This is a genomic window from Burkholderia metallica (assembly GCF_902832845.1).
Classification (GTDB): domain Bacteria; phylum Pseudomonadota; class Gammaproteobacteria; order Burkholderiales; family Burkholderiaceae; genus Burkholderia; species Burkholderia metallica.
In genome coordinates, this window is record NZ_CADFDB010000007.1 from 164588 (window position 1) to 180853 (window position 16266).

Genomic DNA, 16266 nt, shown 5'->3' on the forward strand with positions numbered 1-16266 from the left:
CGAGGACCGCGAACGGCGTTCGCGGCGGCGCGGGCTCGATGGCTCAGCGTTTTTTTAGCGGCAGCGGCATCACGCCTTTCACGTCGCGCAGCCCGGCCGGCTCGGGCGGCAGGTAGCCCCAGTCGCCTTGCGGTGGCGTGGCATCGTTCTGCGCCGCGCCCGATGGCTCGCCGGGGCGCTCGCGCGCATCGGGCGAAGCGTGACCGCCGCGTTCGTCGTCGGGTTGCGGCGCGCCGGACGACGGCGGCATGCCCGCATGGCGCCGGTGCCGCAGCACCGCGTCAGCCACCCGCTCCACGTGCGACACCGCCACTGCGTCGGCCTGTTCCAGCGCGGCCAGTGCGCGCGCCGCGCGCAGCATCACGAGATCGGCGCGCAACCCGTCGACGGCCGCGTCGATGCACAGCGCGCTGACGCGCGCATGAACCGCATCGTCGAAATCGAGCGCCGCGAGCCGTGCGCGCGCCGCGTGAATCCGGTCGCCGAGTGCGCGCTGCGCGGCGGCATGACGCGCGCGAAACGCATCCGGATCGAGATCGAACGCGAGCCGCGCCTTCACGATCCGCTCACGCTGCGCGGCGTCGAAGCAGTTCTCCAGTTCGATCATCAAGCCGAAGCGGTCGAGCAGTTGCGGCCGCAGTTCGCCTTCCTCGGGATTCATCGTCCCGATCAGCACGAAGCGCGCGTCGTGCGCATGCGACACGCCATCGCGCTCGACGATGTTCACGCCGCTCGCGGCGACGTCGAGCAGCGTATCGACGAGCCCGTCGGCGAGCAGGTTCACCTCGTCGACATACAGCACGCCGAGATGCGCGCGCGCCAGGAGGCCCGGCTGGAAGCGCACGCCGTTTTCGGCGAGCGCGTGCGCGAGATCGAGCGTACCCGTCACCTGTTCGTCGCTCGCCGACAGCGGCAGCGTGACGAACTGCCCTTCCGGCAGCAGCTCCGCGAGGCCGCGCGCGGCGGTCGACTTCGCGGTGCCGCGCGGCCCGCTCACGAGCACGCCGCCGAGCGACGGGTCGATCGCGGCGAGCAGCAGCGCCTGCTGCAGCGCGTCCTGCGCGACGAGCGCCGCAAACGGAAAAACCGCGCGGGCGCGGTGCGTCGTCGGACCGGTCATCGCCGTCCTCCTTCCTGGAATTGTTCGCTCGCGAGCCAGACCGCTTCGATCCGTTCGCGATAGTCGCCCGGCTGCTGCCACAGGCCGCGCTGCATCGCCTCGACGAAGCGTTCGCAGATGCCGTGCAGCGCCTTCGGGTTGTACCGTTCGAGGAACGCGCGGGTCGCATCGTCGAACAGGTAGGCGTCGGCGACGAGCGCGTACTGGTGGTCGGACAGCACGCGCGCGGTCGCGTCGTAGCCGTACAGATAATCGACGGTCGCGGCCATTTCGGCCGCGCCCTTGTAACCGTGGCGCTTCACGCCGTCGAGCCATTTCGGGTTGATCACGCGCGAGCGGATCACCCGCGCGATTTCCTCGCGCAGCGTGCGCATCTTCGGCGCGGCCGGGTTCGCGTGGTCGCCGTGGTAGAGGCTCGGCTGCTGCCCGGACAGATGCCGCACGGCCGCGGTCATCCCGCCCTGGAACTGGTAGTAGTCGTTCGAATCGAGGATGTCGTGCTCGCGGCTGTCCTGGTTCTGCACGACGACGTCGATCGTCGCGAGCCGCTCGCCGAACACGTCGGCCGCCGCGTCGCCCGCGCTGTTCTGCGCATACGCGTGGCCGCCCCACTGGCGATATGCGTCGGCGAGGTCGGCGTCGGTCTGCCAGCGGCGCTGGTCGATCAGGTCCTGCAAGCCCGCGCCGTAGCTGCCCGGCCGCGCGCCGAACACGCGCCAGCCGGCGCGGCGCCGCGCCTCGTCCGGCGCGACGCCCTGCGCGATCCATTTTGCGCGTTCGCGCTCGATGCGCGCGCGGATCGGGTTCAGTGCCTCGGGCTCGTCGAGTGCGGCCACCGCCTGCACGGCCGCATCGAACAGGTGCATCAGGTTCGGGAACGCGTCGCGGAAGAAGCCCGACACGCGCAGCGTCACGTCGATGCGAGGCCGGTCGAAGATCTCGATCGGCAGGATCTCGAAGTCGGTCACCCGGTGGCTGCCGTGCGCCCATTTCGGCCGCACGCCGAGCAGCGCGAACGCCTGCGCGATGTCGTCGCCGCCGGTACGCATCGTCGCCGTGCCCCAGACGGACAGCCCGATCGCGCGCGGATAGTCGCCGTGATCCTGCAGGTGGCGCTCGATCAGTTGCTGCGCGGATTTCAGGCCGAGCGACCACGCGGCCTGCGTCGGCACCGCGCGGGTGTCGACCGAGTAGAAGTTGCGGCCGGTCGGCAGCACGTCGGGGCGGCCGCGCGACGGCGAGCCGCTCGGCCCCGGCGGCACGAAGCGGCCGTCGAGCCCGCGCAGCAGCTGGCGCATTTCCTCGCCGCCGCACGCGTCGAGCGCGGGCAGCAGCGTCGCGCGCACGCGTTCGATCACGGCGAGCGTGTGCTGCCATTCGCCGGGAGGCGTCGCGTCGGTGCCCGTGTCGCCATCGTCCGCCGCGCACAGCGCGTCGAGCCATTGCTGCGCGAGCCGTTCGAGCCGCTCGCGCGTATCGCCCGCATGGCGCCACGGCGACGCGTCGAGCGCCTGCAGGATCGCCGGGCGCGGGCCGACCCACGGCGCGGCCCAGTCGGCCGCGAGCGGATCGAAGTCGTCGCCGAGCGCGAGATCGCGCGCGAGCGCACCGATCAACCCTGCGCGGCCGCCCTTGCCGTCGCCCAGCGGAAAGCGCGCGAGCGCGAGCAGCGTGTCGCGGCGCTGCCGATCGGCCGGCGACAGGCCGAACACGTGCAGCCCGTCGCGGATCTGCGCTTCCTTCAGTTCGCACAGCCATGCGTCCACGCGCGTGAGCAGCGCATCTTCGTCGCCCGTATCGCGTGGCGGCGACACGCTCAGTTCGTCATGCAGACGATGCTCGGCGATCGTCGCGAGGATCGTCTTGCGCAGCAGCTTCGCGCGCCGCGCATCGACCATCAGCGCTTCGTAGTATTCGTCGACCTGCCGTTCGAGATCCTGCAGCGGGCCGTAGTTTTCCGCGCGCGTGAGCGGCGGCATCAGGTGATCGACGATCACGGCCTGCGCGCGGCGCTTCGCCTGGCTGCCCTCGCCCGGATCGTTGACGATGAACGGATACAGGTGCGGCAACGGCCCGAGCGTCAGGTCGGGCCAGCACGCGTCGGACAGTGCGACGCTCTTGCCCGGCAGCCATTCGAGGTTGCCGTGCTTGCCGAGGTGGATGACCGCGTCGATGCGGTACGCATCGCGCAGCCAGAAATAAAACGCGAGATACGCGTGCGGCGGCACGAGATCCGCATCGTGGTAGCTCGCGTAGTCGTTCTCGCCGCGCGAGCGCGACGGCTGGATGCCGACGAACACGTTGCCCGCGCGCCAGCCGGCGATCGTGAAGCGGCCTTGCCGCAGCGTCGGGTCGGCTTGGGGCGGACCCCAGCGTGCGTTCAGCGCATCGCGCACCGCCGCCGGCAGCCGCGCGAAACGCGCGACGTAGTCGGCCAGCGGGTAGCTCTGGAACGCGGGGCGCAATGTGTGCACGGCCGGGTCGTTGGTCACGCCTTCGGTGAGGCGCGCGATCAACGCGTCGCCGTCGGGCGGCAGGTCGGCCACCGCGTAGCCCGCGTCGCGCAGCGCCGCGAGCACGCGCAGCGCGGACGCCGGCGTGTCGAGGCCGACGCCGTTGCCGATCCGCCCTTCGCTTTGCGGATAGTTCGCGAGGATCAGCGCGATGCGCTTGTCGGCGTTGTCGAGCGTGCGCAGCCGGCACCAGCCGCGCGCGAGCGCCGCGACGAACGCGATCCGCTCGGCGTCCGGCTGGTAGCGCACGACGTCGACTTCGGTATGCGGGCAGCGATACGCGAGCCCCTTGAAGCTCACCGCGCGCGTGACGATGCGGCCGTCGACCTCGGGCAGCGCGATGTGCATCGCGATGTCGCGCGCATGCAGCCCCTGGTTGTCGGCGACCCACGCGTCGCGATTGCCGCCGGACAGGATCACCTGCAGCACCGGCGCGTCGCCCGCGAGCACGTCGTGTTCGGGGCTGTCGATCGCGCCGGCCGCGAACGCGGTCGTATTCAGCACGAGCGCGACCTCGTGCGTGTCGCAAAGCTGCGTGATGACTTCGCGGCTCACCGCGTCCTTCAGCGACGTGACCGCGATCGGCAACGGATTGAGCCCCTGCTCGACGAGCGCATCGCCCAGCGCATCGAACACGGCCGTGTTCGCGGCCTGCCAGTGCGCGCGATAGAACAGGATCGCGACGACGGGCGCACCGGGCGTCCAGCGCGGCCGCCAGTCGTCGACGCTCGCGCGGTCGCGCGCCGGGTGATACAGCGCCGCGGCCGGCAGCGGGCGCGGCAGTTCGGGGGCGTCGCCGAACCCGAGCGTATGGAACGCAATGCTGCGCAGCAGCGCGTCGGCGTTGTGCACGCCGCCTTCGCGCAGATAGCGCCACCACAGCCGGCACAGGTCGGGCGCGACGGTACTCTTCGCGACGAGGTTCGGGTCTTCCTGCAGGTCGCCCGAGAACATCGCGAGCTGCTGCCCGCGCTTCGACGCGAGCGACACGGCCTGCTCGATCCCGTACGGCCAGTACGCCTCGCCGCCGAGATGGTCGATCACGACCGCCTTCGCGTGCCGCAGCACGTCGTCGACATAGAAATCGACCGACGCCGGCTGCCGCAGGAACGTGACGTTCGCGAGCCGCACGCTCGGGAAACCGGCCGGCAGCCGCGGCACGACGCTCGCGAGTAGCGACAGCGTCGTGTCGGCCGAACTCAGGATCACGATGTCGGCCGGTTGCTGATCGATCCGGACGACGCCCTGCGTATCGTCGACGAAGCCGCCCGGCGTGGTGCGCAGGAGATGCATCGTCCGTTACGCCTGTTGCGGCTCGGCCGCGCAAGCGGCGTCGAACGCACGCTGCAGCGCGGCCGCGTCGAGATCCTCGCCGATCAGCACGAAGCGGCTCGCGCGCGTTTCGCCGTCCTGCCAGCGACGGTCGAAATAGCTGTCGAAGCGGCGGCCGACGCCCTGGATCACGAGCCGCATCGGCGCATCGGGCAGCGCCGCGAAGCCTTTCGCGCGGTAGATCGTGTGCGCTTCGACCACACGCTGCAGCGCGGCGATCGTCGCTTCGCGCGTGCCGGCGTCGCCGGACACGACCACCGAGTCGAAATCGTCGTGATGGTGGTCGTGATCGCCGTCGTCGGCCGAGCCGTGATGATCGTGACGCAGGTGGATCGTTTCTTCCGATGCCGATTCGAGCCCGAGCAGCATCGCGAGATCGAGTTCGCCGCGCGTCGCGCGCACGATCTTCACCTGCGGCGGGATCTCGTCGCGGATCGCGGTTTCGATCTGCGCGAATTGCGCGTCGCCGACGAGATCGGCCTTGTTCACGATCACGAGATCGGCGGACGACAGTTGATCGGCGAACAGTTCGTGCAGCGGCGATTCGTGATCGAGGTTCGGGTCGGCGCGTCGCTGCGCGTCGACGGCCTGCGGGTTTTCCGCGAACTGGCCGCTCGCGGCCGCCGGCCCGTCGACGACGGTCACCACCGCGTCGACCGTGAAGCTGTTGCGGATCGTCGGCCAGTTGAACGCCTGCACGAGCGGCTTCGGCAGCGCGAGGCCCGACGTCTCGATCAGCACGTGGTCGATGTCCGCGCGGCGCTCGACGAGCGCCTCCATCACCGGATAGAACTCTTCCTGCACGGTGCAGCACAGGCAGCCGTTCGCGAGTTCGTACAGCTGGCCCGACGCTTCGCCCTGCGCGCCGTCGGCATCCTCGCAGCCGATGCCGCAGCCCTTGAGGATTTCGCCGTCGATGCCGAGTTCGCCGAATTCGTTGACGATCACCGCGATGCGGCGGCCTTCGGCGTGCTGCAGGATGTGGCGCATCAGCGTCGTCTTGCCGCTGCCGAGAAAGCCCGTGACGATCGTGACGGGAAGCTTGCGTAGGGTCATGGTAGGTCCTGTGTCGGAAATGGATCAGCGCGGGATCGTCGCGTCGAGGGCGGCGTGGCAGTTCGGCTGGCGGATCGCGCGCATGCCGCCGCGCGGACAGCCGCGGCACGGGCGGAACGACGAATCGGACATGGTGCTTCCTTGCGAACGGTCGACATCGTGAATGCCAACACGGCTGCCGCCGGCCCGGCTCGCGCTGCCTGCCGTTCGCCGCGCCGGCCGGCGCGCGCTCGCGCGGCGGCAGATCGGCGGAGGCAGCGTGCAACGCGCGGGCGTCGGGCCTGCTGCGGCCGTGGACGATGCGCCGCCTCCCCGCGGCGCTGTACCCCAATGTTCGGGCCGGTATCCGGGCTGACGAACACGCCGCTTCGCCTTCCCGGATGCGCGCGGCATCCAGTGGCGGTCGTCCGCATGCATCGGCATGCGGCGAAGCGGCGTTGCGTGGCGCTTGCGCGCGACGCGTTCGCTTACCGTTGCGGGGGCAGCACAGGTTGGCTCGACTGCGGCGCAGGCAGGCTCCCTGTTTCCCGTTTAACTGCGCGCACCGGAGCGGCGCGCGCGAGCACCAAAACGCGTGCGAGTGTAGGCGGCGGTGCGGGGAGCGTCAAGGCGAACGGGGCCGCCGGGCCGCATCCGGCACGGCCGTCGCGCCGCGCCGCAGGCCACGCGCGGCGGTTCGCGCGGGCGGATCGCTGTGCTATCGTATGCGCCGCGTTCGGTGCTCGCAGGCGCATTCCGCGCCCGCAGTTAAACGGGAAACAGGAGGCGGCTCCCCGCCCGGCCTGTGCTGTCCCCGCAACGGTACGCCGCCCGCGCGACGCGCTTCCCCGCGCACGCGCCCATGCCGCCCACGATGCCACTGCCCTTCAGCCGGGCGGGAAGGCCGCGGCCTGGCAAGCGGCCAGCCCGGATACCGGCCGACGCAAGGGGCGAGCCCGACGCTCGCCGAACGCCCGATCCGCGGGGAACGGATGGGGTGCGCCTTCCGCCCGCGTTCGCGCGGGCTTCGTTCGATCCGTGATGCGTGACTTCCTAGCTGGCCGCCGCCGTGCCGGCCGCCTGCCCTTTTCCACTGTTTCGACACGGTGCGCGCCGTGCCGCGCCCGATGAGCCGCGCGTGGCTCGTCGGCGCCGGCCCCGGCGACGCCGACCTGCTGACGCTCAAGGCCGTGCACGCGATCGGCGCGGCGGACGTGCTGCTCGTCGACGATCTCGTGAATCCCGACGTGCTGCGCCATGCGCGTGCCGATGCGCACATCGAGTACGTCGGCAAGCGCGGCGGTCATGCGTCGACGCCGCAGGAGGCGATCGTCGCCGCGATGCTTGCGCACCTGCGCGCGGGCCGCAGCGTCGCGCGGCTCAAGGGCGGCGATCCGTTCGTGTTCGGCCGCGGCGGCGAGGAGCTCGCGGCGCTCGGCGCGGCGGGATTCCCGGTCGAGGTCGTGAACGGCGTCGCCGCGGGCATTGCCGCGCCGGCCGCACTCGGCATTCCGGTCACGCAGCGCGGCGACGCGCAGGGCGTGATCTTCGTCACGGGCCACGGCGCGGGCGCCGACGAGCCCGACTGGCGCGCGCTCGCGGCCACCCGCATGACGATCGTCATCTACATGGGCATCCGCCGGCTCGACACGATCGCAGCGGCGCTGCGTGCTGGCGGCCTGCCCGGCGACACGCCGTGCGCGGCGATCGAGCATGCGACGCGCCCCGAACAGCGTCACGTACTCGCGACGCTCGATACGCTCGTCGCGCGCATCGGCGCGGCCGGCATCGGCTCACCGGCCATCGTCGTAATCGGCCGCGTCGCGGCGCTCGCCGACGATCCCGCGGTACGCGCCGCGCTCGGCGGCAACGCATGATGCGCGTCGCGCTGGGCGTCGGTTTCCGCGCGGGCGTGACGGCCGCGCAGCTCGATGCCGCAATCCGTGCGGCGCTGGTGCGGTATCCGGCCGCCGAACCGGCGCTCGTCGCCACGCTCGCCGACAAGGCGCGCGCCCGCGCACTGCGCACGCTGTGCGCGCGACGCGGCTGGCCGCTCGTCGCATTCGACGCGGCGCAACTCGCAAGCCGCCCCGAACTGGCCGCGAGCGGCCCGTCGGATGCCGCGCTCGCGCGCTTCGGCGTCGCGGGCGTGGCCGAGCCGTGCGCGCAGCTCGCGGCGCCGCGCGGCCGGCTGCTGGGCCCCCGATCCATCCGGGACGGCGTGACGGTCGCGCTCGCCGGCCCGCTGTGAACCCTTTGTTCCGCTTTCTTTCGACAGGACGAATCCGATGAAAACCGACGCCGAATCCCATCAACGGATGACCGAACGCCGCCGCGCGGGCCACGAGAAGAAGCAGGCCGCCGCCGTCAACGAAAAGGGCCTGCTGATCGTCAACACCGGCAACGGCAAGGGCAAGAGCACCGCCGCGTTCGGCATGGCCGTACGCGTGCTCGGTCACGGCATGCGGCTCGGTGTCGTGCAGTTCATCAAGGGCGCGCTGCACACGTCCGAGCGCGACTTCCTCGGCGCGGTGGCCGAATGCGATTTCGTGACGATGGGCGATGGCTATACGTGGAACACGCAGAACCGCGACGCCGACATCGCGACCGCGCGCAAAGGCTGGGACGAGGCGCGCCGGATGATCGAAAGCGGCGACTACCGGATGGTGATCCTCGACGAGCTGAACACGGTGCTGAAGTACGAATACCTGCCGCTCGACGAAGTGCTCGCGACGCTCGCCGCGCGGCCCGCTTCGGTGCACGTCGTCGTGACCGGCCGGCATGCGCCCGATGCGCTGATCGACGCGGCCGACCTCGTCACCGAAATGCGGCTCGTCAAGCATCCGTACAAGGAACAAGGCGTGAAGGCGCAGCGCGGCGTGGAGTTCTGAGCATGCCGGACTGCCCCGCGCTGTTCGTCAGCGCGCCCGCGTCGGGCCAGGGCAAGACGTCGGTGACGGCCGGCCTCGCGCGGCTGCACCGCCGGCTCGGCCGCCGCGTGCGCGTGTTCAAGACCGGGCCCGATTTTCTCGATCCGATGTTGCTCGAACGCGCGAGCGGCGCGCCCGTGCATGCGCTCGACCTCGGGATGGTCGGCGAGGCCGGCTGCCGTGCACTGCTGGCCGACGCCGCGCGCGACGCGGACCTGATCCTGATCGAAGGCGTGATGGGGCTGTTCGACGGGACGCCGAGCAGTGCCGACCTCGCGGCCGCGTTCGGCGTGCCGGTCGTCGCCGTGATTGCCGCGAAGGGGATGGCGCAGACGTTCGCGGCGATCGCATTCGGGCTCGCGCGGTTCCGGCCGGGGCTGCCGTTTCACGGTGTGCTCGCGAACCGGGTCGGCTCGGTCCGGCATGCGGAACTGCTGCAACAGGCGCTGCCCGACGACCTGCGCTGGCTCGGGCACGTACCGGCCGACGCTGGCATCGCACTGCCCGAGCGGCATCTCGGCCTGCACCAACCGGCCGACATCGACGATCTCGATGCGCGGCTCGAGCGGGCGGCCGACGTGCTCGCGCACACGGCGCTCGCCGCATTGCCGCCGGCCGTCGCGTTCGCGGAACCGGACGCCGCGGCGCCGCTGCCGCGCGCGCTCGCCGGCCAGCGGATCGCAGTGGCGCACGATGCGGCGTTCTCGTTCATCTATCCGGCCAATCTTGCGTTGCTGGACACACTCGGTGCGCAGTTGCGGTTTTTCTCGCCGCTCGCCGACGAACCCGTGCCGGACGATTGCGACGCGCTGTTCCTGCCGGGCGGCTATCCCGAGCTGCATGCGGCGACGCTCGCGGCGAATGCAGCGACGGCGCGAACGATTCGCGCACACGCGGCGGCCGGCCGGGCGATCGTCGCGGAATGCGGGGGGATGGTGTATCTGTGCGAATCGCTGACCGATGTGGACGGCGTGACCACGCCGATGCTGGGTGTGCTGCCGGGTCATGCGACGATGCAGCGAAGGTTCGCTGCGCTCGGCATGCAGCAGCTCGACACGCGCACCGGGCCGATGCGCGGCCATACGTTCCACTATTCGCGGCTCGCGACGACGCTGGAGCCGGTCGCGTTCGCCGCGCGCCCCGACGGTGGGGCGGGCAGCGGCGAAGCCGTCTATCGCCACGACGCGATCGTCGCGACGTACATGCACATGTACTGGCCGTCGAATCCGCAGGCGGTCGTGGCGCTGTTCAGCGGGGACGCGTTCTAGATTCGGGACGGCTCAGGTCATGCCGGGATTGCCTGCCCAGTCGCAACGATCCCGTGCGTGCTTGCTTCTGCGGCAAGCTTGTCGATGTCCCGCCTCGCGCCATATGCGGTGTTTCCCCGGTCAAACCAGGAACGTCTGCGCGAGCTCCACCCAGTAAGACGCGCCGGTGGGCAACACCGCGTCGTTGAAGTCGTAGCCGGGGTTGTGCACCATGCAGCCGCCCTCCCCGTCGCCGTTACCGATGATCAGGTAGCAGCCCGGCCGCTTCTCGAGCAGGAACGCGAAATCCTCGCTGCCGGTGAGCGGCACCATCTCGTCGATCAGGTTGGCGTCGCCCACCCACTCGCGCGCGACGCCGCGCGCGAACGCGGTCATGTCCGCATCGTTGACGAGCACCGGGTAGCGGCGCTGGTAGTCGATCGTCGCGCTCGCGCCGAACACGGCCGCCTGCGCATGCACGACCTCCTTGATGCGCGTCTCGAGCAGGTCGCGCACCTCGGGCTTCAGCGCGCGCACCGACAGGCGCATCTGCGCGCGATCGGGAATCACGTTCGGCGCGTCGCCCGAGTGGATCGCGCCGACCGTGACGATCGCCATGTCGAGCGGCGACACGTTGCGCGACACGATCGTCTGCAGCGCAATGACGATCTGCGCGCAGACGACCACCGAATCGACCGCCTTGTGCGGCACCGCGCCGTGACCGCCGCGGCCCTGCACGTCGACGATCACCGTATCCGACGATGCCATGAACGGCCCCGGCAGGAAACCGAACTTGCCCGTCGGGAAGCCGGGCATGTTGTGCATCGCGAAGATCGCGTCGCACGGGAACAGGTCGAACAGCCCTTCGTCGAGCATCCTCTTCGCGCCGCCGAGCCCTTCCTCGGCCGGCTGGAAAATCAGGTTCAGCGTGCCCGAGAAGCGGCGCTCGCGCGCGAGGTGCTTCGCGGCCGCGAGCAGCATCGCCGTGTGGCCGTCATGGCCGCATGCGTGCATCTTGCCGGCGATCCGGCTCTCGTACGGCAGGCCCGTCGTTTCGTGGATCGGCAGTGCGTCCATGTCGGCGCGCAGGCCGAGGCGCCGCGTGCCGTCGCCGACCCTCAACTGCGCGACGACGCCTGTGCCGCCAAGCCCGCGATGCACCGTGTAGCCCCACGACTGCAATTGCTCCGCGACGAGGTCGCTCGTCGCGAATTCCTCGAAGCCGAGCTCGGGGTGGGCATGGATGCGGTGCCGGATCTCGATCATTTCGTCGGCGAGGCCTGCGGGAATCACGCTGTGCGTCACGGTGTCGTCTCCTGATGTGCGGGGGTACTGCCGGGATGTGCAGGCAAGGATAGTCGGTTCAACGGCAACCGGGCAGACGGAAAGTCGTCACGGTAGCAACTCGCAGTTGCCATATTGGGAACGGTGTGCGCCCCGCGCAAGCTGGCTGTCCGGACGACTGCCGCGCCAGGGCCGGACACGCGAAACTGTGCGCTACCTGTCGAATTCTTCTGTACGAGGACTGCCGTGACTATCGCTCGACATCTTGAAATAGCTACTTATAATCAAAGGTTTGCGAATATTTGTTCACTTTTTGACGCTCGTACATTTTTTGTGTACGATGGCAAAAAGGTGAACAACCGATTGCCTTCGATGCCCGCGAACCCTCCCCTCTCCCTGTCGGAACAGCAGGTGCTCGACGAAGCCTGCGCCGCGTTCGAACGCGCGACCCGGCGCTTTCGCGCGCGGCCCGTACGCGTGCCGGCCGCCGGCCGCGCGCGCGCCGACGCAATGATCCGCTTCGACGTTGCCGGGCACGCGTTCGAGATGCCGGCCGCCGTCAGCCTGCGCGTCGAATCGCTGGCGGGCGCGCTCGCGACACTGCGCCGCAGCGGCGCGGATACCGCGACGCCCGGGGAGCGGCCGCTGATGCTCGTCGCGCCATACCTCTCGGCCGAACTGGCCGCCGGCCTGACCGATCAGGGCATCCCGTATCTCGATACCGCCGGCAACGCGTGCCTGATTCAGCCGGAGGCGACCGTGATGATCGCGGGCCGGCCGAAACCCGCACGCGCACCACGCCGGCAGGCATCGCGCGCCACGACGCCCAAGGGGCTGGCCGTGATGTTCGCGCTCGCGACGCAGCCGGGCCTCGTCGCCCAACCGTACCGTGCGATCGCGGCCGCATCGGACGTCGCACTCGGCACGATCAATCTCGCGATGGACGATCTGATCGCGCGCGGCCTCGTCGGGCAGCGCCGCAACGGCGAACGCCTGATTCCAGACTGGCCGCGTTTCGTGCAGGAATGGGTCGCGCTCTACCCGAGCCGCTTGCGCGCGAAACTGCCGAGCCGGCGATTTGCCGCGCTCTCGCCCGACTGGTGGCGCGGCTTCGATTTCGCCGCATTCGAAGCGCGGCTCGGCGGCGAGCCTGCGGCCGACCTGCTGACACACGATCTGAAGCCGGCCGCGATCACCGTCTATATGCACGGCACCGCATCGAACAAGCTGCTGCTACAAGGCCGCCTGCGCGCTGACGAGCACGGCGACGTCGAGCTCGTCGAAGCGTTCTGGCCGCCGCCGGCGGCGCTCGCGTGGCGCGAGCAGGACGTACCGGTCGTGCCGCCGCTGTTGATCTACGCGGATCTCGTCGCGTCCGGCGACAGTCGCAATCTCGCCATCGCCGAGCGCATCCATGACCGATACCTCACCCACCCGCCCGCTTGAGGTCGACGCACGCCGGCCGCTGGCGCCCGCCGCGATCACGCTGCTGCAGAGCGTGTGCTCGACCTGCGCACGCCTCGACGCGGCGTTCGTGGTCGCCGGCGCAACCGCGCGCGACATCCTGATGTGGCACGTTCACGGCATCCAGCCGGTGCGCGCGACGCGCGATGTCGACATTGCGGTGTGCGCGGTAAGTTGGCCGTTTCACGCGCGACTCATCGACGCGCTCGTCGCAACCGGACAGTTCAGCCGCGCGCCGAAACAGCAGCAGAAACTGCTGTTCGACAGCGGCACACACGGTTTTCGCACGGAGCTGGATCTCGTGCCGTTCGGGCCGCTCGAAACGCCGCCCGGCGAGATCGCGTGGCCGCCCGGCGGTGAATTCGTGCTGAACGTGCTCGGTTTTCAGGAAGCGGTGGACACCGCGCAGCCGGTGTCGATCGACGCGCACACCGTGGTGCCGGTGGCCAGCCTGCCTGCGCTCGCGCTGCTGAAGCTGCTCGCGTGGAAGGATCGGCGCGCGCGCCAGAACAGCGACGCGTACGACCTGCTGTTCCTGCTCACGCATTTCCACGACGCCGGTAATCGCGAGCGCATCTGGGATGTCGCACCGGACCTGCTCGAAATGCACGCGTTCCAGCCGGCACTCGCCGCTGCCGCGCTGCTCGCGCGCGACGCGCAACGGATTGCGTTGCCGCATACGCGGGACGCGATCCGCGCGCTGCTGTCGGACGAAGCGACTTATGCCGCGCTCGGCCAGGATCTGCTGGCACGCGCGTTCGCGCTGTTGCCCGGCGAATTCAGCGATGACGCAGACCGGTATCTCGACGCATTCCGCACCGCCTTTCTCGCAGATCGCCCCGCACCGCGCACGTGACGCGTCGCGGCAGCACAGCCGCGCGACCGTGCGGACGGCATGCCGCGCTCAGGCCGCCCAGTCTTCGAGCGGCAACCCGGCGACGCGGCCGAACTCGACCACAGCCGGGCGTTCGGCGAGAAAGTCGGCGTCGGCCAGCGGTTCGCTCGCGAACGACAGCCACGTGGGCCGCATCGGCAGCAGCAGCGTGTCGCCTTCGCGGCGGATCTCGAGTTCCGTCACCCCCTCGAACTCCATGTCCTTCGGGATGCGGATTGCCTGGTTACGGGCATTCTTGAAAATGGAAACGGTGCGCATGAGCCACTCCACGGGAGTACGATGCACCCAGTCTGGACATATGCTGGCATATGTCAATATGGGCGTACGTAACCCGAAGGTCGCGCCCCATGCTGCGGAAGATATTTTCGCCATGGTTGCGGGCCTGCCGTCGATGAGGAGAACGATCCATTCTTCACGACGCAGGCCGCGCGATTCATACGCCGGACGGCTTATGCCGGCACGTCAGGGCGCGACGCGCACCGTCGCGCCGCCCCGCGCATCCGCCCCGTCACGGCAACCGGAAAGTGTCGAAGAATGTGTCGCGCTCGATCACGGTGAGCGCCGCGCGCTTGTGCGGGAAATCGAATTCCTTCAGCGTGTAGAACCCGAGCCGGTGCATGTACGCGATGTGCCGCACGTGATCGACGCGCGGCTCGCCGACGAGCCGCTGCGTGCGCGGCTCGTCGACGAACATGTAGTGCAGCACCCCGCTCCACCATGCATGCAGCTTGCCGGCACTCTGGAAGCGCGAGTCGCCGATCAGCAGGTGCAGCCCGCGGTCGTAGTCGTGCGCATCGTAGAACGGCGCGAGACGGTCTTCCTTCGCCCAGTAGAACTCGAAATAGCCGAACGGCGTGTCGTCGAAATAGCCGATCATCGGATGCATGTGCGGATCGGCTAGCCGCTCGGCGAGATACGTCGCGTGCTCGTCGCGCGTGCCGCGCTGGTCCCAGAAATGCGCGACGCGATCGAGGTTCATCCAGCCGCTGAACAGGTCCGCGTGCGCGCCGATGTCGACGGTGCGCAGGCTGAACGTCATCCCGACCTGCGGCATGTAGCGCGCGTAGATCTCGCCGGCCGGCGACGGCGGGCGCACCGGGTGCCGGTGGCCGTTCGTGATCGCATGGCGCAGCGGCATCCCGCCCGATGCGGGCGCCTTCAGCCAGGGCCGCGGGTTCTGCCAGAACGTCGCGCGCGACACGGTGGCGCGCAGCGTGTCGCCGGCCGTCTGTGCGCCGTCGATCACACCTTCGCGCACCGCGCGCGCGACGTACGACGCGACAGCGGCCGCATCGGCGCCGCCGAGCGGCACAGTGATCGTCGCCGCGTCGTAGCGCGTGTCGGTGTTGAAGAGCGCGACGAACGCGTCGAGCAGGAGGTCCGGCGCGTCGTCGGGCCGCCACGCGTCGAGCGTGCGCTCGGCGATCGCCAGCGGCGCGGGGGTGGCGCCGTCGAGCGCGACGGCCACGTGCCCTTCGATCGCGTCCGCTGCGCCGGCCGGTTTCGTCAGCGTGTCTTCCATCACAGTGCTCCCGCGTCGTGGCGGTCGGCGAGGACGTGCAGCCCGCGCTCGAGTGCCGGAAACAGGCTGCGCTGGAAGTTGTTCCAGCGCAGTTCGAGAATCGTGTCGTCCGGCGCGATCGGCGTGTCGAGCACGTCGCAGATCACTTCGCCGGAATCGATGCCGTTGTCGACGTAGTGGAACGACGCCCCGGTCATCGTCACGGGTTCGACGCGCGACGTCGTGCCGCTCGCCCAGTCGACCCGTTCGCCGCGCGCGCCGTGCAGCGCGTCGAGCGTCGCCCATGCGCCGCGCCGCTGGTACGGCGAATCGTCGGCGGTGATGCCCGGGTGGATGTTGGCGATGCGCCGGTGAAAGCGCGCACCGGGCCGCACGAGTTCGTCGAGGATCACGAGCAGCCCGTCGAGCACGACGACGTCGGCGTCGAGTTCGAGCAGGCGCTCGAGCAGGCGGCGCTCGAACGCCTGCTTGCCGGCCACGCGCTGCTCGCGTGCGTCGCGCGGCAGCCGCCGGTACGTCGACGCAATCGTGCAGAACAGTTCGTCGACCGGCCGGCCCCGCACGGTCAACCCGTCCGGCAGGATCCACGGGCGGCCCGGCGTGCGTGCGAAGCCGTAGTCGGCGACTTTCGCGCGGTCGGCCGGCGAGCCTTCGTCGTCGTCGACGATCACGCCCTGCAGCGTGTAGCGCTCGCCTAGCGGCGAGTCGTTCAGGCGTTCGACGAGGAATTCGAGCGGCGCCTTCATGTAGCGCGTGCCGCCCCGATAGGCGACCGGCTGCCCGGCACGATCGGCCGCGCCGTTGCGCAGCGACTGGATGTAGACGAGATTTTTCTTCGGCATGGATGCGTGGTGAAAAAGCGGACGAAGGCGCGGCGACCCGCCCGCGCCGGCCGCGAAGGCCGGCCGGCGGGCCGCGGCGCGC

Annotated in this window: 13 protein-coding genes and 2 riboswitches; of the genes, 6 read left to right on the forward strand and 7 right to left on the reverse strand. The window is 70.2% G+C overall.

What is annotated here, in order from left to right; translation table 11 throughout:
- Window positions 1–43: 43 nt before the first annotated feature.
- The 3 genes from HWX08_RS20575 to cobW are packed head-to-tail and all read right to left on the reverse strand — an operon-like array spanning window position 44 to window position 6021.
- Complete coding sequence (locus HWX08_RS20575; protein WP_069256651.1) at window positions 44–1120, reverse strand: magnesium chelatase ATPase subunit I; 1077 nt, start codon at window positions 1118–1120, stop codon at window positions 44–46.
- Window positions 1117–4926: a cobaltochelatase subunit CobN gene (cobN, locus tag HWX08_RS20580; RefSeq protein ID WP_174922934.1), complete on the reverse strand. Its 3810-nt coding sequence runs from the start codon at window positions 4924–4926 to the stop codon at window positions 1117–1119. Before cobN ends, HWX08_RS20575 begins: the two co-directional genes overlap by 4 nt.
- Before the next feature lie 6 nt (window positions 4927–4932).
- Entirely contained in the window at window positions 4933–6021 is a 1089-nt protein-coding gene (gene cobW / locus HWX08_RS20585; RefSeq protein WP_069256649.1) for a cobalamin biosynthesis protein CobW, read from the reverse strand.
- Window positions 6022–6341: 320 nt separating this feature from the next.
- Window positions 6342–6606: riboswitch (cobalamin riboswitch) on the reverse strand.
- 113 nt (window positions 6607–6719) lie between these two features.
- A riboswitch (cobalamin riboswitch) is annotated at window positions 6720–6957 on the forward strand.
- A gap of 170 nt (window positions 6958–7127) precedes the next feature.
- Here cobW and cobA point away from each other — a divergent pair.
- From cobA to HWX08_RS20605, 4 genes are read left to right on the forward strand one after another with little or no spacing between them, the layout of a single operon-like run.
- Window positions 7128–7877 (forward strand): uroporphyrinogen-III C-methyltransferase, encoded by a 750-nt coding sequence (gene cobA / locus HWX08_RS20590; protein WP_174922945.1) that lies wholly within the window; start codon window positions 7128–7130, stop codon window positions 7875–7877.
- Window positions 7874–8251, forward strand: a complete 378-nt coding sequence (locus HWX08_RS20595; protein WP_069256648.1) for a cobalamin biosynthesis protein — start codon at window positions 7874–7876, stop codon at window positions 8249–8251. The genes cobA and HWX08_RS20595 overlap by 4 nt, the downstream gene beginning before the upstream one ends.
- 37 nt (window positions 8252–8288) lie before the next feature.
- A complete protein-coding gene (gene cobO / locus HWX08_RS20600; RefSeq protein WP_069256647.1) occupies window positions 8289–8891 on the forward strand; it encodes a cob(I)yrinic acid a,c-diamide adenosyltransferase in 603 nt (200 codons plus the stop codon).
- Between the two features lie 2 nt (window positions 8892–8893).
- Entirely contained in the window at window positions 8894–10198 is a 1305-nt protein-coding gene (locus HWX08_RS20605) for a cobyrinic acid a,c-diamide synthase CobB (RefSeq protein WP_174922933.1), read from the forward strand.
- 120 nt (window positions 10199–10318) lie between these two features.
- Here HWX08_RS20605 and HWX08_RS20610 read toward each other — a convergent pair whose 3' ends face one another.
- Window positions 10319–11482: a M20 aminoacylase family protein gene (locus HWX08_RS20610; protein ID WP_174922932.1), complete on the reverse strand. Its 1164-nt coding sequence runs from the start codon at window positions 11480–11482 to the stop codon at window positions 10319–10321.
- 351 nt (window positions 11483–11833) lie between these two features.
- On the opposite strand from HWX08_RS20610, the gene HWX08_RS20615 reads away from it, so the two are divergent.
- The gene (locus HWX08_RS20615) at window positions 11834–12907 is read left to right on the forward strand and encodes a type IV toxin-antitoxin system AbiEi family antitoxin (protein WP_174922944.1); all 1074 of its coding nucleotides are present in this window, start codon (window positions 11834–11836) and stop codon (window positions 12905–12907) included.
- Window positions 12876–13781 (forward strand): nucleotidyl transferase AbiEii/AbiGii toxin family protein, encoded by a 906-nt coding sequence (locus HWX08_RS20620; RefSeq protein WP_174922931.1) that lies wholly within the window; start codon window positions 12876–12878, stop codon window positions 13779–13781. Before HWX08_RS20615 ends, HWX08_RS20620 begins: the two co-directional genes overlap by 32 nt.
- Window positions 13782–13829: 48 nt before the next feature.
- On the opposite strand, the gene vapB is transcribed toward HWX08_RS20620, so the two are convergent.
- The 3 genes from vapB to HWX08_RS20635 form a co-directional block, all read right to left on the reverse strand.
- The gene (gene vapB / locus HWX08_RS20625; protein ID WP_174922930.1) at window positions 13830–14078 is read right to left on the reverse strand and encodes a type II toxin-antitoxin system VapB family antitoxin; all 249 of its coding nucleotides are present in this window, start codon (window positions 14076–14078) and stop codon (window positions 13830–13832) included.
- A 250-nt stretch (window positions 14079–14328) separates the two neighbouring features.
- On the reverse strand, window positions 14329–15342 hold the full coding sequence (locus HWX08_RS20630) for a GNAT family N-acetyltransferase (protein ID WP_174922929.1): 1014 nt from the start codon (window positions 15340–15342) through the stop codon (window positions 14329–14331).
- Window positions 15342–16184 carry a formyltransferase family protein gene (locus tag HWX08_RS20635; RefSeq protein WP_069256641.1) on the reverse strand — a complete coding sequence of 281 codons (843 nt, stop codon included), beginning with the start codon at window positions 16182–16184 and terminating at the stop codon, window positions 15342–15344. Before HWX08_RS20635 ends, HWX08_RS20630 begins: the two co-directional genes overlap by 1 nt.
- Window positions 16185–16266 lie beyond the last annotated feature (82 nt).